At 60.8% G+C, this 16,645-nt stretch carries 15 protein-coding genes; 5 read left to right on the top strand and 10 right to left on the bottom strand.

What is annotated here, in order from left to right:
• Positions 1 to 511: 511 nt before the first annotated feature.
• From JMV15_RS24125 to JMV15_RS24140, 4 genes are all read right to left on the bottom strand, one after another.
• The gene (locus tag JMV15_RS24125) at positions 512 to 1,963 is read right to left on the bottom strand and encodes an efflux transporter outer membrane subunit (protein ID WP_201491942.1); all 1,452 of its coding nucleotides are present in this window, start codon (positions 1,961 to 1,963) and stop codon (positions 512 to 514) included.
• Positions 1,960 to 5,136, bottom strand: coding sequence for an efflux RND transporter permease subunit (locus JMV15_RS24130; RefSeq protein ID WP_122301683.1), 3,177 nt, complete (start codon positions 5,134 to 5,136; stop codon positions 1,960 to 1,962). Before JMV15_RS24130 ends, JMV15_RS24125 begins: the two co-directional genes overlap by 4 nt.
• On the bottom strand, positions 5,133 to 6,299 hold the full coding sequence (locus JMV15_RS24135) for an efflux RND transporter periplasmic adaptor subunit (protein ID WP_201491943.1): 1,167 nt from the start codon (positions 6,297 to 6,299) through the stop codon (positions 5,133 to 5,135). Before JMV15_RS24135 ends, JMV15_RS24130 begins: the two co-directional genes overlap by 4 nt.
• Positions 6,300 to 6,613: 314 nt before the next feature.
• On the bottom strand, positions 6,614 to 7,051 hold the full coding sequence (locus tag JMV15_RS24140; protein WP_014718756.1) for a DUF3995 domain-containing protein: 438 nt from the start codon (positions 7,049 to 7,051) through the stop codon (positions 6,614 to 6,616).
• 93 nt (positions 7,052 to 7,144) lie between these two features.
• Here JMV15_RS24140 and JMV15_RS24145 point away from each other — a divergent pair, with 93 nt between their 5' ends.
• Together JMV15_RS24145 and JMV15_RS24150 are read left to right on the top strand one after the other, a co-directional pair.
• Positions 7,145 to 7,534, top strand: coding sequence for a DUF2946 domain-containing protein (locus JMV15_RS24145; RefSeq protein ID WP_014718757.1), 390 nt, complete (start codon positions 7,145 to 7,147; stop codon positions 7,532 to 7,534).
• Positions 7,535 to 7,626: 92 nt separating this feature from the next.
• Positions 7,627 to 9,753 carry a TonB-dependent receptor gene (locus tag JMV15_RS24150; protein ID WP_019817195.1) on the top strand — a complete coding sequence of 709 codons (2,127 nt, stop codon included), beginning with the start codon at positions 7,627 to 7,629 and terminating at the stop codon, positions 9,751 to 9,753.
• 157 nt (positions 9,754 to 9,910) lie between these two features.
• Here the strand turns inward: JMV15_RS24150 and JMV15_RS24155 are convergent, their stop codons facing one another.
• Both JMV15_RS24155 and JMV15_RS24160 read right to left on the bottom strand, forming a co-directional pair.
• Positions 9,911 to 10,918, bottom strand: coding sequence for an ABC transporter substrate-binding protein (locus tag JMV15_RS24155; protein WP_014718759.1), 1,008 nt, complete (start codon positions 10,916 to 10,918; stop codon positions 9,911 to 9,913).
• Positions 10,919 to 11,049: 131 nt separating this feature from the next.
• Positions 11,050 to 11,499, bottom strand: a complete 450-nt coding sequence (locus JMV15_RS24160) for a hypothetical protein (RefSeq protein ID WP_019817194.1) — start codon at positions 11,497 to 11,499, stop codon at positions 11,050 to 11,052.
• A 395-nt stretch (positions 11,500 to 11,894) separates the two neighbouring features.
• Between JMV15_RS24160 and JMV15_RS24165 the strand changes: the two genes are divergently transcribed.
• The 3 genes from JMV15_RS24165 to JMV15_RS24175 all read left to right on the top strand — a co-directional run bounded on the left by JMV15_RS24165 (position 11,895) and on the right by JMV15_RS24175 (position 12,823).
• A complete protein-coding gene (locus tag JMV15_RS24165; RefSeq protein ID WP_032872432.1) occupies positions 11,895 to 12,170 on the top strand; it encodes a hypothetical protein in 276 nt (91 codons plus the stop codon).
• A 110-nt stretch (positions 12,171 to 12,280) separates the two neighbouring features.
• Positions 12,281 to 12,511, top strand: a complete 231-nt coding sequence (locus tag JMV15_RS24170) for a hypothetical protein (RefSeq protein WP_014718762.1) — start codon at positions 12,281 to 12,283, stop codon at positions 12,509 to 12,511.
• Between the two features lie 69 nt (positions 12,512 to 12,580).
• Positions 12,581 to 12,823: a DUF2789 domain-containing protein gene (locus tag JMV15_RS24175; RefSeq protein ID WP_014718763.1), complete on the top strand. Its 243-nt coding sequence runs from the start codon at positions 12,581 to 12,583 to the stop codon at positions 12,821 to 12,823.
• A gap of 1 nt (position 12,824) precedes the next feature.
• On the opposite strand, the gene JMV15_RS24180 is transcribed toward JMV15_RS24175, so the two are convergent.
• The 4 genes from JMV15_RS24180 to JMV15_RS24195 all read right to left on the bottom strand — a co-directional run bounded on the left by JMV15_RS24180 (position 12,825) and on the right by JMV15_RS24195 (position 16,601).
• Positions 12,825 to 13,028 (bottom strand): hypothetical protein, encoded by a 204-nt coding sequence (locus JMV15_RS24180; RefSeq protein WP_014718764.1) that lies wholly within the window; start codon positions 13,026 to 13,028, stop codon positions 12,825 to 12,827.
• A 158-nt stretch (positions 13,029 to 13,186) separates the two neighbouring features.
• Positions 13,187 to 13,591, bottom strand: coding sequence for a TraR/DksA family transcriptional regulator (locus JMV15_RS24185; RefSeq protein WP_003191666.1), 405 nt, complete (start codon positions 13,589 to 13,591; stop codon positions 13,187 to 13,189).
• A 407-nt stretch (positions 13,592 to 13,998) separates the two neighbouring features.
• Complete coding sequence (locus JMV15_RS24190; RefSeq protein ID WP_003191668.1) at positions 13,999 to 15,021, bottom strand: ABC transporter permease; 1,023 nt, start codon at positions 15,019 to 15,021, stop codon at positions 13,999 to 14,001.
• Between the two features lie 26 nt (positions 15,022 to 15,047).
• Positions 15,048 to 16,601: a sugar ABC transporter ATP-binding protein gene (locus JMV15_RS24195; protein WP_014718765.1), complete on the bottom strand. Its 1,554-nt coding sequence runs from the start codon at positions 16,599 to 16,601 to the stop codon at positions 15,048 to 15,050.
• Positions 16,602 to 16,645: the final 44 nt, after the last annotated feature.

Genomic DNA, 16,645 nt, shown 5'->3' on the forward strand with positions numbered 1-16,645 from the left:
CGAGGCGCGAAATCTTGGCCTGTTTGCCTGAGGCGAGGATGAGTATTTGCACAACGCTGTAACGGTAGACGGTAACCACGATGCGAAGCGAGCCGCTCATGATCTTGATCTTAGGCGCCCCGTTAAACCACGCTGGCCGGAATTCGAAAGGGATTTGGGGGGTAAACCGGCAGGGATGCCGGTTTAGCCGCCCTGCGCCATGGATGGCGCGTGGCGGCGGCCCCCCAAATCACTGGCGGATTACGGGCACACCGAGCCTGGGCGAGGTGCCGAGTGGTGGGGCAAGAGCGTTTTGCTTACTTTTGCGCTTTTCAAAAGTGAGCCGCTGTAAAAGCGGAACCCTAAGTGGCCGTTACCGCAGGAATGGATATGTACTCGGTATAACTGTATCGACTGTCAGGCCGCTATCGCAGGCAAGCCAGCTCCCACAGTTGGATCGTTGGGGTGTCGGGTAGATAGGCGTCGGCTGGCGGGCCGCCTTCGCAGGCAAGCCAGCGCCCACAGGTCCACGTTAGCGCAACACCGTGGCCCCCTGGCACGCCTGCCCCGCCCGCTCACAGACCTCCCACCCGCCACCCAGCGCCTTATAGATCCCCACCACCGCCAAGCGCTGTTCCGTGCGCGCCGCCGTCAACGCCCGGCGGCTGGTGAAGTCCGCGCGTTCGGCCTCAAGCACATCCAGGTACACCCCTTCACCTTGCGCAAACCGCTCACGCGCAAAGCCGGCTGCCTCACGATTGGCCGCCGCTTCCAGCAGCCGCAAGCCCAGGGCATTACCGGCTGTACGGTTGGCCTGGAACGCATCATCGGTTTCCTGCAGGGCTCGCAACACGGTCTGGTCATAAGCGATCAATGCCGCCTGGGTGCGTGCCTCGCTGGCGGCAATCCGCGCTCGTACGCGCCCGGTGTCCAGCAGTGACCAGCGAATCACCGGCGCGATAAAGTTCGACTGCATGCCCGCATCGCCCAGGGCGCTGAGACTTCCGGCCAGTAAACCGATGGAACCCTGCACCTGGATGTCCGGATACAAGCCAGCGGTTTCCACGCCAATCTGCGCGGTCGCAGCCGCCAGCGTGCGTTCGGCCGCGGCAATATCGGCGCGACGCGCCAGCAGGCCGGCCGGGTCTCCCACCTGCAACGTGCGCAGGTTCAAGGTTTCACGCCCAGGCCGGGCCAGCGGTGGCTTGAACCCCTGGGGCGCTTGCCCCAGCAGCACCGCCAGCGCGTTGGTTGACTTGGCGCGACGTCGCTCCAGGTCAGGCGCTACCGCCTCGACATTGCGCAACAAGGCCTCGGCCCGCAGCCGGTCGAATTCGGTGGCGGCGCCGACGCTGACCATCTGCCCCACCAGGCCCAGGCTGTCGCGCTGGCTCTGGCTGATATCCGCGACCACCGCCTGTTCGGCTTCGATCCCTTGTAACTCGAACCAGGTTGCCGCGACCGTCGCCGCGACGCTCGCTTGCACGCTGCGCAGCAATGCCTGACGCGACCCCGCCTGGGCCTGGGCCGCCTCCACCGAGCGACGCACGCGCCCAAACAAGTCGATTTCCCAGGCTGCATCCACCGCCGCGCGGGTGGTTTCAATAGAGCGCTGCTCGCCGAAGGGAGTCTCGACCTCGCTACGCTGGCGGTGCTCGTAGCCCAGGGCAGCGCCGCCGCTGGGCAGGAAGCCTTGGCGGCTTTCGCGCAGCAACGCCTTGGCTTCGTCCAGGCGCGCGGCGGCGATGCCGATGTCGTGGTTGGCCGCCAGTGCCCGTTGGATCAATTGGCTCAGTGCTGGCTCGTCGAACACTTGCCACCACTGCACCTCTACCTCGCCCGGACCAAGCCCGGCGATGGGCGCGCCGAAGCTCGTCGCCCGCTGCGCAGCAGGCAGCACCGGCGCGGAGTAATCAGGCCCAACCGAGCCGCAACCGGCCAGCAGGGTCAACGACAACAGAAAAGCTGGATACGCCTGTTTCATGATGCGCTCTCCTTTAGCTGCACCTTCGGACTCGCCCCCTGGCGCTGCACGCGCAGCGCCAGGCTGCGCATCACCACATAGAACACGGGCGTCAGGAACAGACCGAACAGCGTCACGCCCAACATCCCGGCAAACACCGCAACCCCCATGGCATGGCGCATCTCGGCGCCTGCCCCACTGGCAAATACCAGCGGGACTACGCCGGCGATAAACGCCAGGGACGTCATCAGGATCGGGCGCAGGCGCAATTGACAGGCGTGGATCACCGCTTCCAATGGGCTGGCGCCTTCGACTTCGAGGCTGCGGGCAAACTCGACGATCAGGATGGCGTTCTTCGCCGCCAAGCCCACCAGCACCACCAACCCGATCTGCACGAACACGTTGTTGTCGCCCTCCACCAGCCACACGCCGAGGATTGCGCTGAGCAGGCACATGGGCACGATCAGCAACACCGCCAACGGCAGCAGCCAACTGTTGTACTGCGCGGCGAGGATCAGATACGCCAGCAATACACACAGCGGGAAAATAAACAGGGCCGATGACCCGGCGAGCTTTTGCTGGTAGGTCAGGTCTGTCCATTCATAGGTCACGCCCTCGGGCAGTACCTCCTGGGCCAGGCGTTCCATGAGCGCAACCGCCTGCCCGGAGCTGACCCCAGGCATCGCGCCGCCAGAGATATCCGCCGAGGGATAGCCGTTGTAGTGGATCACCCGGTCAGGCCCGGAGCTCGGCGTGACCGTGACAAACGCTGATAACGGCAGCATGTCCCCGACGGCATTGCGCACCTGCAGACGGCCGATGGCTTCGGCTTGCATGCGATGGTCCGCATCGGCCTGGGCCGTGACTTTGTAGGTGCGGCCAAACCGGTTGAAGTCATTGACGTACAGCGACCCCAGATAGACCTGCAGCGACTCGAACACATCCGCCAGGCGCACGCCCTGGCTCTTGACCTGGGTGCGGTCGATGTCGACATTCAGTTGCGGCGCATTGACGTCCAGGCTGGTCATCAGTCCGGCCACCTGGCCTGACTCAGTGGCTTTGGTCATCAGTACCTGAGTCTGCTGCACCAGCGCCTCAAGCCCGACGCCGCCACGGTCCTCGACCTGCAGCTTGAAGCCCCCGGTCACCCCGAGCCCCGGCACCGGTGGCGGCGGGAACACGCCGAGGAAGCCGTCGGGGATGCTCGCAAACTTGGCTTGCAGACGCCCGGCGATGGCGACCGCCGCCATATCCGGCGAGGTGCGCTCTTTGAACGGATCAAGCATCACAAACATCACCGCCGCATTCGGGACGTTGACGAAGCCGTTGACCGACAGCCCCGGGAACGCCACGACGCTCTCGACCCCCGGCTCATCCAGGGCGATTTTCGACATTTGCCGCACCACCGCATCGGTACGCTCCAACGAGGCCGCGTTCGGCAGTTGGGCGATGCCGACCAGGTAGTATTTGTCTTGCATCGGCACGAAGCCGGCCGGTACCGCGTTGAAGCCGAACCAGGTCAACGCGAGCAAACCGCCGTAAGCCAACAGCGCCACGCCGCGACGGCCGACGACCTTGCGCACGGTATTGCCATAGGCTTGTGGCGCTCGCTGAAACGGCCGGCCCAGCACCTCAAGCAGCCGCGTGGCGCGACCACGCAGGCTGCGCGGGTCATGCACCAAGGCCGCATGCCGTGGCCGCAGCAACAGGCCGGCCAGCGCCGGGCTGAGGGTCAACGAGTTGACCGCCGAGAGAATGGTGGAAATCGCGATGGTCAGCGCAAATTGCCGATAGAACTCGCCTTGCAGGCCACTGAGAAACGCGGTGGGAATGAACACGGCCGCCAGCACCGAGGTGATCGCAATGATAGGGCCGGTGACCTCGCCCATCGCCCGTCGCGCAGCCTGCATCGGCTCCTCGCCGTTCTCGATATGCCGCTCGACGTTCTCCACCACCACGATGGCATCGTCGACCACGATGCCAATCGACAGCACCAGGCCAAACAGCGACAAGGTATTGAGGGAAAAGCCCATCAGGTGCATGACCGCAAAGGTGCCAATGATCGACACCGGCACGGCCATCAAAGGAATCAGCGACGCACGCCAGTTGCGCAGGAACACCACCACCACGATCACCACCAGCAGGATCGCTTCCATCAGCGTGATGGCCACCGACTCCAGCGAAGCGCGCACAAACACGGTGGGGTCATAGGCAATCCGCGACACCAGCCCCTCGGGGAAGTTGGTTTGCAGACGCTGCATGGTCTCGCGCACCGACTGCGCCACATCGAGGGCATTGGCCCCTGGGCTCTGGATGATCTGCAAGGCCACCGCCGGCTCGCCGTCCAACAGGCTGCGCAGCGCGTAGGCATCGGCGCCCATCTCGATACGGGCCACATCACGCAGGCGCGTGACCTGGCCGTTATCGCCGGTGCGGATGATGATATCGCCGAACTGCTCTTCGTCCGTCAGGCGCCCGAGGGTATTGACCGTGACTTGGAACGCCGCAGTAGAGTCCGGCGCCTGGCCGACCGAGCCGGCGGCCACTTGCACGTTCTGCTCGCGCACGGCAGCAATCACATCACCGGCGGTCAAGCCTCGGGCGGCGATCAGGTCCGGGTCGAGCCACAGGCGCATGCTGTATTCACCCGCGCCCCACACCAGCACATCGTTGATCCCCGGCAGGCGCGACAACTCATCGCGCACCTGCAGGTAGGCATAGTTGGAGATATAGAGCGGATCATAACGTTGGTCGGGGGACAGCAGGTGGACCACCATGAGGATGTCCGGCGAGGTCTTCTGCGTGACCACGCCCAGGCGCTGCACCTCTTCGGGCAAGCGCGGCAAAGCTCGCGAAACACGGTTCTGCACCTGGATCTGCGCCATGTCCGCGTTGGTGCCCTGGGCGAAGGTCGCGGTCAGGATCATGCGGCCATCAGTGGCCGACTGCGAGGTCATGTAAAGCATGCCCTCGACCCCGGTGATCACCTGTTCCAGCGGCGCTGCCACCGTCTCTGCAATCACCTGCGGGTTGGCCCCCGGATACGACGCGGTCACTTGCACCGTGGGCGGCGTGACGGCCGGGTATTCGCTCAACGGCAAATGGAAGAAGGCCACGATGCCGCCGATCATCATCAACACCGAGAGGACAATGGCGAAGATCGGTCGGTCAATGAAAAAGCGTGGGAAGCTCATTGCACGCCCCCCACCGCCAGCGGCGCCTCAAGCGGCTTGCCCTCGATGCTGGCGGCCAGCGGTGTCACCTGCATGCCGGGGCGCACCAGCCCTTTGACGACAATGCGCTCGCCCGGTTGCAGCCCCTGTTCGATGACCCGCAGGCCGTCGACCACTGGGCCCAGTTCCACCGGGCGGTATTCGGTTTTATCACCTTCACCGACTACCAGCACATAGCGACGGCCCTGGTCGGTGCCGATGGAATGGTCGGCAATCAACACCCGGGGTTGCGCCGCGCCGGTGTCCAGCTTGACCTTGGCGAACAGCCCCGGCGTCAAGCGCCCATCCGGGTTTTCCACCACCGCACGCACGCGCACCGTGCCGGTCTTGCGGTCAGCCGAGTTGGCCAGAAAATCCACGCGACCGGCCCGTGCATAGGTGGTGTCGTTGAGCATCGCCACCATGACCTTGGCGGCTTGTTCGCCCTTGGACCCTGCGTGCTGCCGCGTCGCCGCCAGCGAATGCAGGTAAGTGCGTTCGTCCACATCGAAATACACATGCAAGGGGTCGATGGAGACAATCGTGGTCAGGGGTGTTTCCCCACGGGTGACATAGTTGCCTTCCGTCACCAATGCGCGGTCGATGCGCCCGCTGATAGGTGCGCTGACGCGGGTGTAACTCAGGTCCAGTTGGGCCGTATCCAGCGCAGCCCTGGCGGCCTCCACCTGCGCTCTACCGGCGTTCAACGAAGCAACGGCGGTGTCGAGACGATCACGTGCCACCACCTTCTTGGCATATAACTGCTCGGCACGGCCATGCTCGGCCTGGGCCAGCAACGCATTGGCTTCGGCCTCGCGCAGACGTGCCTTGGCTGCGTTCACTGCCGCCTGGAACATGCGCGGATCGATCACAAACAGTGGACTGCCCTTGGCCACGAACTGCCCTTCAGGCACGCTGACACTTTGCAGATAGCCACTGACTCGCGGGCGCAATTGAACCTGGTCGATGGCGGTCAACGAACCGGTGTACTCCACAAACGGCGTCACCGCACGCGCCACCACCTGGGCTACCGGCACGCCAGGGGGCTTGGCGGCCGCGGCTGGCGGTGAATTGTCTGAGCATCCGCCCAGCGTCAACGCTACGGCCAACACCCCGGTGATCAGGCTGACTGGTTTGGTGTACATCGTTCACCCTCCTTGGAATTTTCAAGACAAATCGACACGTGGGTTTTTATCCGGCTTGCCATACTGGGAAGGTCAAGCGCTATAAAACCGGCGGTGTGTTTTGTCTGGGAAATACTTGGAGGTGAATCAAATGGCGGCCAGCGTGGCTTGGTGGCGCTCGGGGTTACCTGTCGAACGCGGCTGAAGGTGGGAGCTGGCTTGCCTGCGAAGGGATCGACCCGGTTTGGTTGATAGACCGAGGTGCCTGCATCGCAGGCAAGCCAGCTCCCACCTTTGGATTGCGCGGTGTCAGCCTGGTATCTGTGGGCTCAGGCTCAGGTCCAGGCGACTACCAGCAAGCCGGCGCCCAACACCAGGCACAACGGCGAATAGAAGTAGGTGTCCAGACGAGCGAACCGCGACCCGCCGACCTTCTTGAAGAACCCCACCAGCTCCGAATCCCCTATCGCTCGGGCAAACATCAGCACGGCAATCGCGCTGATGCCCCACTGCAACGCCCCATGGGACACCGGCGAGAAATACAGCCCGGCGCGCAGGCACACAAGCAAGGCAATCGCCACCAGCCCCATCGCCACCAGAAAAGTGCCCAGCGCCGACGGTTTGAACGCCGGCCTGGGCCCGCTGGCAAACTCTCCGGGCAGTTGCGGGATCGCGGCCAGGCTGCCGAGCTTGCCACCCGCAGCCCAATACAGATGCACCATGCTGATGAAGGTAAATACCCCGACGATCCACCGCGCAATCACAAAGCTCATGGCCGGCGCTCCACAAAAATGTGCGAATGAGGATAGCCGCCCTGAGTTTTTTTGCAGGCATTTCGTCGGTCGCTGATGATAAAGTGCCGCCCCATGAAACTTGCCCGTGCCGACCGTTCACTCATTGCCTGGATGCTCTACTGCTGCGTCCTGTTCAATGTGTTCGCCTGCAGTATTGGTCATGGGCAAAGGGTGGGGATGCAGCTCAACGGCATCAGCGGCCAGTTCTGTACGGTCGACCCACGTACCCAGGCGCCGCTGCCCAGCAACTCGACGGACGAGAACCTGCCAACGCTGTCGAAGGCGTTTGGTTGCCCGCTGTGTTCTACCGGCGGCATGGGCCCGGCGCTCAACTCCCACCTGAATGTGGCGGTCCTGCCGCAACCCCATGCACCGCCTGCTGCGGTGGTGCTTGCCGCTGACATCCCTGCCCGCTTCACCTGGCCTGCGGCTAATCCGCGCGCGCCACCTGCCCTTGCCTGATCCCTGCGCTTACTGATCTGCATCGCCCCGTTTCCGTCAGGAGTACGGGTAGCAGTGCGTTGTTTTCGAGCCAAGTTTTCAGGATTCCAACCATGAAACATTTACCCCTGCTGGCGGGCCTGTTCGGCTGCCTGCCTGTTTGCGCCTCGGCCCTTGAGCTGGCGCCGACCACCATTGACGGCGAGCAAAGTGCCGAGCCTGGGCTGGCCCTGGACCAATCCAGCGGCATGGCCTCGCGCCTGGGCCTGAGCGTGCGGGAAACCCCGGCGTCAGTGGCCATCGCCAACCGCAACGATATCGAGCGCCACGGCGCCAAGACCTTCCGCGATGCGGCCAATACCCTTCCCGGTGTCAACGCCAGCGCCCCGCCCGGTTTTGGCGGTTTTGTCTCGTACCGAGGGTTTACCAGTAGCCAGATCACCCAGATGTTCAACGGCATCAATGTCGCCACGGGCCTGGCGCGGCCGGTGGATGCGTGGATCTATGACCGCGTCGAACTGGTAGGCGGCCCCTCCTCCTTGATCAACGGCGCAGGCTCAGTGGGTGGCTCGCTGAACTACGTGACCAAGCTGGCAAACCGCGAGGAACAGGCCATCGAAGGCCAACTGAGCTATGGCAGCTACGACACCGCCGGTCTGGCGTTCGGCCTCAACCATGCGCTGACCGAACCCGGTGCCGAGGTGCAGCATTACGCCCGCCTGGATGTGAGCCGCAACACCAACCACAGCTACATCGACCGCGACCAGCGCGATGCCTGGAGCGTGGCGTTTTCCCTGCTCAGCGACCTCACCCCCAACCTGTCCCACACCCTGGCCCTGGAATATCAGGACGAACATGAAGACAGCCCGTATTGGGGTACGCCGGTGCTCAACCCCAAGGCCGGTGAACTGAAGATCGACAAGCACAACCGCTTCAATAACTACAACGTTGCCGACGGCCGTTATGAGCAACGCACGATCTGGGCACGTTCAATCATCGACTACCGGATCAACGACAGCACCACACTGAAAAATACCCTCTATCACCTCGACAGCCAGCGCGACTATCGCAACCTGGAGACCTACCAGTACAACGCCGACAACAGCGCGGTGAACCGCTCAACGGCCTATCAGGTGCGGCATCAGGGCGAGCAGAACGGCAACCAGTTCGAACTGCGCCATGACACGAGCGTGTTCGGCCTTGCCACCACTTGGTCGGGTGGTTTTGAGTACAAGGTCAACAGCACCACCAACAGCCCCTTGAACGTGCCGGGCAAAAGTACCGTGGACCCTAACCACTACGACCCAGGGCACTTCTATGATATTCCCGGTACCCAGCCAGGTTTCGTCAAGGACAAGACCAACCAAGTAACCACCAAGGCACTGTTCGTGGAAAACCGTCTGGGACTGACGGATAAGCTCTCGCTGCTGACCGGCCTGCGCTATGACGCCATCGACCTGGACGTGACCAACCACAGCACCATCACCGCCACCAACCCACGGCACTTCAAGCGCAGTTGGGAGCCGCTAACGGGCCGGGTGGGCCTGACCTATCAGTTCATCCCGTCCGCCAACGTCTATGTGCAATACAGCACCGCCGTCGAACAGCCCAATACCACCACCCAAGTGTTCGACGTGTCCACGGGCAAGCAATGGGAAATCGGCAGCAAGTTCGATTACCTGGAAGGTCGGGGCTCCGCCACGGTCGCCGCCTACAAGATCGAACGCAAGGACTTTGCCGTCACCGACCCGCTGGACCCGACCAACAGCATCCCGGTGGGCGCGCAGTCGTCCAAGGGCATCGAACTGGCCAGCTCGTTGCGCATCACGCCGAAGCTATTGGCCGAAGGCAACTTCGCCTGGGTAGACGCGCAGTACGATGAGTTCAACGAGAAAATCGCCAGCGGCTCGGTGGTGTCGCGTAAGGGCAATACGCCGACCAACGTGCCCAAGCGCGTGGGTAACCTATGGCTGACCTACGATTTTGCCGAGGATTGGCAAGGTGGGGTGGATGCGCGGTATGTCGCCCAGGTGTACGCGGACAATGCCAATACCCAGACCGTACCGGCCTATACGCTGTTCGGCACCTTCCTGCGCTATAAGCTGGATGCGAACACCTCGGTAACCGGGCGCGTGCGTAACCTGACTAACGAGGTGTACGCGGAGTTTGCCCATGTGTCGCCGGCGTATTATCTGGGGTCACCGAGGACCTTTGAGCTGGCCGTACACACCAAGTTCTAACGCTGCAACGACCGTTGACTTGAAATGCAATTGAATGTGGGAGCTGGCTTGCCTGCGATAGCGGTGGGTCAGCATAAAAATATGTTGTCTGACACTCAGTCATCTCAGGCAAGCCAGCTCCCACATCTTGATCTTCGCTCGATACAAAGACCGCCGGTTACTGGAGGCTCGCCTCGATCTTCTGCGCCACATCTTCCGTCAACCAGGCCTTCCATACCTGCGGATGTTCCTTGAGAAACGCCTGGGCCACCTCCCGAGGCGGCGTGTGGTGCTCGCTCATCGTCGCCAAGGCTTTGTTAAGCGGCTCGATGGGAAACTCGACCTTCTCGAAGAACTGGGCAATCTGTGGATGTTCCTGCTGGAACGGCGTCGACACGCCAATGCTCAGCTTGGAAGCCAATGAGCGTGTCGGCTTCGGGTTCGGGTTGTCTGCGTCAGTCAGGGTCTTCCACGCATCTGCATCAAATGGCGGTTCTTCCAGCTGGATCAATTTATAGCGCCCCATCAACGGGGTCGGCGACCAGTAATAGAACAGCACGGGCTTGCCCCGGCGAATCGACGAGGCAATCTCCGCATCCAGCGCCGCCCCCGAACCGCTGCGGAAGTTCACGTAGCTGTCGTCCAGCCCATAAGCCTTGAGCTTCTGTTTGTTGACCACCTCGGAGGTCCAGCCGATGGGGCTGTTGAGAAAGCGCCCCTTGCCTGGGGACTCCGGGTCTTTGAACACGTCCTTGTAGCGCGCCAGGTCCTGTACGCTTTTCAAATCTGGTGCCAGGGGTTTGAGTCCTTTAGAGGGGTCACCCTTGACCACGTATTCCGGCACCCACCAGCCTTCGGTAGCGCCTTTGACGATATCGCCCAGGCCCGCCACCTTGCCTTCGGCTTGCGCCTTGACCCACACAGGGCTGCGGCCTGCCCACTCCTCGCCGATCACCTGGATATCATTCTTGGCCAGGGCGGTTTCCAGGGTGATGGTGGTGCCAGGCAACGTGTCGGTGGGCAGGTCATAGCCCTTCTCGACGATAAAACGCAGTACTTCTGTGATCAGGCTGCCGCTTTCCCAGTTCAGGTCGGCAAAATGCACCGGCGCCTGGGCGGCCGATACCGGCAATGACAGACTCAGGGTCGTCAGGCCCATCGCCAGCAGCGACTTCAATCCTTTCATGCCTTTGCACCTCGCGTTTTCGCAGTCATGGCGAACGGCTTTGCTGCAAATGCGCGAAGCCTCTGAATAGTTAAGTCAACTCAACTGTAGTAGAGGTTCCAAAAGACAAAGAGGCACAACATGTTCAGCGCCTACTCGCTGGCCTTGAAGGTCACCAGCTCACCCTTGCGCCATTTGGCGGCTTTGCCCGTCACGGCTTTCAGGGTTTTGGTCAACCCTTCTTGCAATTGATCGTGGGCAGCGAATACCAGCATCACGCTGTGGCCTTCCTTGAACACGATACCCTGGCCTTCGTTCGACGACACAAAGGCATAGTCGCCGATGCCGTACACAGTCAACTTGATATCGCGAAACCTCAATTCGAACTTTCCACCTTCACGGCTGGGCAACACCGCCGCGCGAAAATGGTCACCCACTTTGAGTTCCAGACGTGGCTTGTCATCCACGACCAGCGCCGTTTCGGTATCGATCTCGGCGATATAAATACCTTCCGGCGTCTGTTCAGTGACGTAGACAAACCGGGATTGAAACTGCTTGACCAACTTTGCGCGCAAATCACCCAGCACGAATAACGCGTGCATATCCAGATTACTGACTGCCAAGGAAACGCCCCCACATCAAAAAAGCACTGGCCGCCAAAGCGAACAGCACAAAAAAATGGCCGTTACGACACGATACAGAGTCATTAAAAAACTGAAGAGAACTCGTAAGGCTAGTACAAACCTCAACGGCGGACCTCATGCGGAGTCAACCGTGATACAGCAAATCACAGGTTCAACGACCCGAGAATACGGGTCTGCCGACTTCAGAGAATAACCCAATTAAAAATGCAGTTTTCCGACATCCCAACACAAAAAAACATCTGGGCATGGAACCAGTCACGAACTACCGACGACAATACTAGAACAGCAACCAGGGTGAAAACCACCCGAAACATCGCAGACAAGCTAACCGGATCGATCGACAGGAGCTGAGCATGCAACGACGTCAACACGACGCTACGTCTTTCCACACTCGTTCACCATGTCCCGACGAACAGCAATACTACTGCCTGCTGAACCTGAATGGGTACTCCAATTCAGTGCTTTACCAAGTTGTACCCGCAGGAAAGAACTTTTTTCATATTCTTGAAGTGCCCAGCGGCAAGATCAAGGGGTTTCGCAGCGATCACATCAAAGCCTGCGAACTGGCCAAGTCCCTTGAAGCCAAGCTATACGCCTCAGGCGGCGGAATCGTTTCGTCGCCTGGATGACTTTACCGCGCCACTGCCCCTCAACAACTGCCATACTGGCCTGTCCATGGAAGTTTGCCCCCCGCGGGTCAGGTTTCATCAACGCAGTTACCTTGAAGGGAAAGCCATACGTGACGGAATTTGATATTGGCGAATTTATTATCCACGGCGATGCGAGAGAAGTAGACGGTGAGTTTCAAGCGGTCATCATCATGCGAGCCAAACCACCGCTGAACAAGGTCACCGCGCACCAAGTGGAAAAAGACCGCTGGTTCAAAACCGCCGACGCAGCAGCCGTCGCTGGCAAAGAGGCGGCCAAGGCACTGAAAGCCGCCGTGGATTGCGGCGCGCTCAATTCCTGACAATCCGATAGAACTCTGGCGCCCCCCGAGCCCTCACATGCATGACGATAAACCCGCATGGAGAACGTTATGGACACCACGACCCCAACCCTTGAAACCCTGTTCGAACAACTGGGCCTGGATTCCAGCCAGGAAGCCATCGAACGTTTCACCGCCGAACATCGCCTGCCCGATGAGGTAAAACTCATCGACGCGCCATTCTGGAGCGAACAGCAGGCGAACTTCCTCAGGGAACAATTGCACGTCGACGCAGAGTGGGCGCCCGCAGTGGATGACCTCAATGCGCTGCTGCATGAACGTCCCCACGGTTGATTCAGTGCAGGCTGTCTGACTCTTCACTGCGTAACAGCGCTTGCCAGGCAGCCTGGCATTCCTGCGCCTCGTCCCGGCTGGCGAACGCGGTGCCGCGTTGCTCACCGTTGAGCAACACCACCCAGCAGGCGCGCTGGCCCAGGGCACGAAGGGTTTCAGGCACGCCACTGCCGATCATCACGGCCACATCGACTTTGTTTTGCATGGAGCTTCTCCGCAGCATTAGTTAGCTGGCTAACAATGTTGGCCATGCTACGGTTTTATTCCAGTTGGAAAAAGCTATCTGCGGAATAGCTTCATTGCATAAACAGCAACAATGTAGAGACGGGGACGGCCAGCTCGAGTGCCGCCCCATTCATCAGATCAAGCTTGACGCTGGTGCTTGTCGATCTGCTCGTGGCGCTCTTGCGCTTCGATGCAGTACTTGGTGGTGGGGCTGATCAGCAGGCGCTTGAGGCCGATAGGCTCGCCGCTGTCGTCACACCAGCCAAAGGAATCTTCCTTGATGCGTTCCAGGGCACGCTCAAGTTGCGGCAGCATGCGCTGGTCGCGGTCAATGGCGTTCACCAGCCAGGTGCGCTCTTCTTCGACAGAAGCCGCGTCAGCCGGGTCGGCCGGGGTGTCCAGGCTTTCAATGGCGATACGGTTCTGCTCAATGCGCTCGTGGTGTTCCACCTTCATGTCTTGCAGCAACTTCTCGAAAAAAGCGTGCTGTTCGGCATTCATGTAGTCATCCGCCGGCATGGCCAGCAACTTTTCCTTTGTCATTGATTTCTCTATAAAAAATACGTGCATTAAGGCGAATAAGGGAGCGTTCCGCAAGGCCTGTGCAGGTCTCGGAAGGGCGCCGTCCATTTCAAGCGCCACCCGGCACTCAATTTACGAGGGGCGGCAGTCTAAGGCCGACTTGAGGGCGCAGCAACTGAAAAGACAGGCATTTTTTCCCGATTAACCCCCAAAGGCACCAGGACGGGCTTGGCGAATGGTCATCGGAGTGCGTTTATAGCAAGAAATTCAGTGTTGTGGAGCTATATAGAAGACAAACGGTTGAAAGTGCCTCATCCCCTGTAGGAGCGAGCTTGCTCGCAAAGAACTCAAGGACACCGCGTTCAGTCAGAAAGCCCGCGTTATCTTTGCAGCTTTTGCGAGCAAGCTCGCTCCTACAGGGCAGGAACTCAGCGCTTGAGCTTGCGCTTGTTGCGGTATTGGTCGATCACCACCGCCACCACAATGATCAGGCCCTTGATGATGTCCTGGATATACGCATCCACCCCGACAAAGGTAAACCCGCTGGCCATCACCCCGAGGATCAACGCGCCGATCACCGTGCCGGTGATGCGCCCTACTCCACCGGCCAGGCTGGTACCGCCGATCACTGCGGCGGCAATCGCGTCCAGCTCGTAGGACATGCCCATGCCGGCTTGCCCCGTCGCTGCACGTGCCGAGGCAACCACACCGGCCAGGCCCGCCAGGAGACCGGCGATGCTATAGACGATGATCAAGTGACGCTTGACGTTGATCCCCGAAGTGCGCGCCGCTTGCATGTTGCCGCCGATGGCATAGGTGTACTTGCCGTACTTGGTGTAACGCAGGGCAATGTGGAAGATCACCGCCACCACCAGGAAGATAATCACCGGCATCGCGCCATGGCCGATCGCCGTGTAGGAGTCCGAGAGCATGCTCACCGGCTGACCTTCGGTGTAATAGCGCGCCAGGCCACGGGCCGAGACCATCATGCCCAGGGTTGCGATAAACGGCGGAATGCCGGTGACCGCAATAATGCTGCCGTTGATCGCGCCCGCTAAAAGCCCCACGCCCAAGCCCATCGCCACCGGGATCCACACCGGCAAATCGGTGAGGGACGGAAACACCGCCCGGGAAAAGTCGGAGGTCTGCGCCAGGCTGGCGGCGATCATCGCTGACAAGGCCAGCACCGAGCCGGACGACAAATCGATGCCCGTGGTAATGATCACCTGGGTCACACCGATGGCCAGCAGGCCGATGATCGACACCTGCAGGATCATCAGCACCAGACGCTGGGAGTTCATTAGAAAGCTCTGGTCGCGCACGATCCAGCCAAACAGTTCAAACACCAGGCCGATACCGATCAGCACCAGGAAGATACTCAGCTCGGTGGGCATGCGTCGACGGTTCTTGACCGGTGCGGTTGCCGGCTTGTTGTCTGTTATTGCGTTCATAACCCATCACCTTCTTATTCTGTAGATCAGTGGACTGCGGTCATCCCGGAAGCCAACTGCATGACTTTTTCCTGGGTCGCCTCGGCGCGATCCAGGGTGCCCATCAGTTCACCTTCGTGCATTACCATCACCCGGTCGCTCATGCCGAGCACTTCGGGCAGTTCGGAAGAAATCATGATCACCGCCATGCCCTCGCTGGCGAGGAAGGCGATCAAGCGATAGATCTCAGCCTTGGCGCCCACATCGATACCACGCGTCGGCTCATCGAGGATCAGCAAGCGTGGGTTGGTCATCAGCCAGCGCGCCAGCAAGGCCTTTTGCTGGTTGCCACCGGACAAGGTGTCGATGCATTGCTCCAGGGACGGGGTTTTCACCCGCAGCTTCTTGCACATGTCTTCACACAGGGCACGCAAGGCCTTCTGCTGGATAAAACCGTTGCCCGAATAGTGCGGCAGCACCGCCATCTCCATGTTCTCCAGCACCGACAAGCACGGGAACAGGCCGCTGAGCTTGCGGTCCTCGGTCAACAGCGCAAAGCCTTTCTCAATGGCCATATGCGGGTCGGTAATGCGCACCGCCTTGCCGTCCAGGGTGATTTGCCCGCTGGAACTTGGAGTGATACCAAAAATGGTTTCCGCCACATTGGTGCGCCCGGAGCCCATCAGCCCGGCGATCCCGAGGATCTCCCCGGCGTGCAGGTCGAACGATACGTCCTTGAATACGCCGTCCAGGCTCAGGTCGCGCACCGACAGTAACAGCTCGCCAATAGGCGTTTCGCGCACCGGGAACAGCTGGCTCAATTCACGCCCGACCATCATCGAGATGAGGCTGTCGCTGTTCATGCTGTCGGCCCGTTGCAAGCCGATGTATTGGCCGTCGCGGAACACCGCCACTTCATCGGCGATGGCGAACACTTCGTTCATCTTGTGGGTGATATAGACGATGCCTTTGCCCTGGGACTTGAGGTCGGCAATGATCGAAAACAGGTGGGCCACTTCCTTATCGGTAATGGCCGAGGTGGGTTCATCCATGATCAGGATGTCGGAGTCGTAGGACACTGCCTTGGCAATCTCGACCATCTGCCGTTCGGCAATGCTCAGGTTGCCGACCTGTTCTTCCGGGTCGAGGTTGATGCGCAGGCGCGCCAGCAACTCGGCGGTGCAACGGTGCATTTCGCGGTGGTTGACCATGTGCAGGCTGTTGAGCTGTTCGCGGCCGATCCAGATGTTCTCGGCGATGCTCATATGGGGCATCAGGTTGAGTTCCTGGTGGATCATCGCGATCCCGGCCTTTTGCGCGGCCAGCGGCGTTTCAAAGGTGATCGGCTTGCCACGCAGGCGAATCTCGCCGGCGTCGGGCTGGTAGATGCCGGCAATGATCTTCATCAGCGTCGACTTACCCGCGCCGTTCTCGCCCATCAACGCCAGCACCGTGCCGGGGCGCACCCGCAGTTGCACATCGTCCAGGGCCACGACACCGGGAAAGCCTTTGCTGATGTTGAGGATTTCCAGCAGGTAGGGTTCGTCCAGCGCCAGCGCCGGTTGAGCGGCGGGCTGCGACGTGGCGGCTTGAGCAAGCATAGGGAGGTACTCCATCTGCAGGACGGCCGTAACCGCCCTGCCGG

Source organism: Pseudomonas paracarnis (assembly GCF_904063055.1).
Lineage (GTDB): Bacteria > Pseudomonadota > Gammaproteobacteria > Pseudomonadales > Pseudomonadaceae > Aquipseudomonas > Aquipseudomonas paracarnis.

Excerpts from the sequence above, each read along its gene's own strand:
- JMV15_RS24125 (WP_201491942.1), bottom strand. The coding sequence starts at position 1,963 with ATGAAACAGGCGTATCCAGCTTTTCTGTTGTCGTTGACCCTGCTGGCC.
- JMV15_RS24130 (WP_122301683.1), bottom strand. The coding sequence starts at position 5,136 with ATGAGCTTCCCACGCTTTTTCATTGACCGACCGATCTTCGCCATTGTC.
- JMV15_RS24135 (WP_201491943.1), bottom strand. The coding sequence starts at position 6,299 with ATGTACACCAAACCAGTCAGCCTGATCACCGGGGTGTTGGCCGTAGCG.
- JMV15_RS24140 (WP_014718756.1), bottom strand. The coding sequence starts at position 7,051 with ATGAGCTTTGTGATTGCGCGGTGGATCGTCGGGGTATTTACCTTCATC.
- JMV15_RS24145 (WP_014718757.1), top strand. The coding sequence starts at position 7,145 with ATGAAACTTGCCCGTGCCGACCGTTCACTCATTGCCTGGATGCTCTAC.
- JMV15_RS24150 (WP_019817195.1), top strand. The coding sequence starts at position 7,627 with ATGAAACATTTACCCCTGCTGGCGGGCCTGTTCGGCTGCCTGCCTGTT.
- JMV15_RS24155 (WP_014718759.1), bottom strand. The coding sequence starts at position 10,918 with ATGAAAGGATTGAAGTCGCTGCTGGCGATGGGCCTGACGACCCTGAGT.
- JMV15_RS24160 (WP_019817194.1), bottom strand. The coding sequence starts at position 11,499 with ATGCACGCGTTATTCGTGCTGGGTGATTTGCGCGCAAAGTTGGTCAAG.
- JMV15_RS24165 (WP_032872432.1), top strand. The coding sequence starts at position 11,895 with ATGCAACGACGTCAACACGACGCTACGTCTTTCCACACTCGTTCACCA.
- JMV15_RS24175 (WP_014718763.1), top strand. The coding sequence starts at position 12,581 with ATGGACACCACGACCCCAACCCTTGAAACCCTGTTCGAACAACTGGGC.
- JMV15_RS24180 (WP_014718764.1), bottom strand. The coding sequence starts at position 13,028 with ATGCAAAACAAAGTCGATGTGGCCGTGATGATCGGCAGTGGCGTGCCT.
- JMV15_RS24185 (WP_003191666.1), bottom strand. The coding sequence starts at position 13,591 with ATGACAAAGGAAAAGTTGCTGGCCATGCCGGCGGATGACTACATGAAT.
- JMV15_RS24190 (WP_003191668.1), bottom strand. The coding sequence starts at position 15,021 with ATGAACGCAATAACAGACAACAAGCCGGCAACCGCACCGGTCAAGAAC.
- JMV15_RS24195 (WP_014718765.1), bottom strand. The coding sequence starts at position 16,601 with ATGCTTGCTCAAGCCGCCACGTCGCAGCCCGCCGCTCAACCGGCGCTG.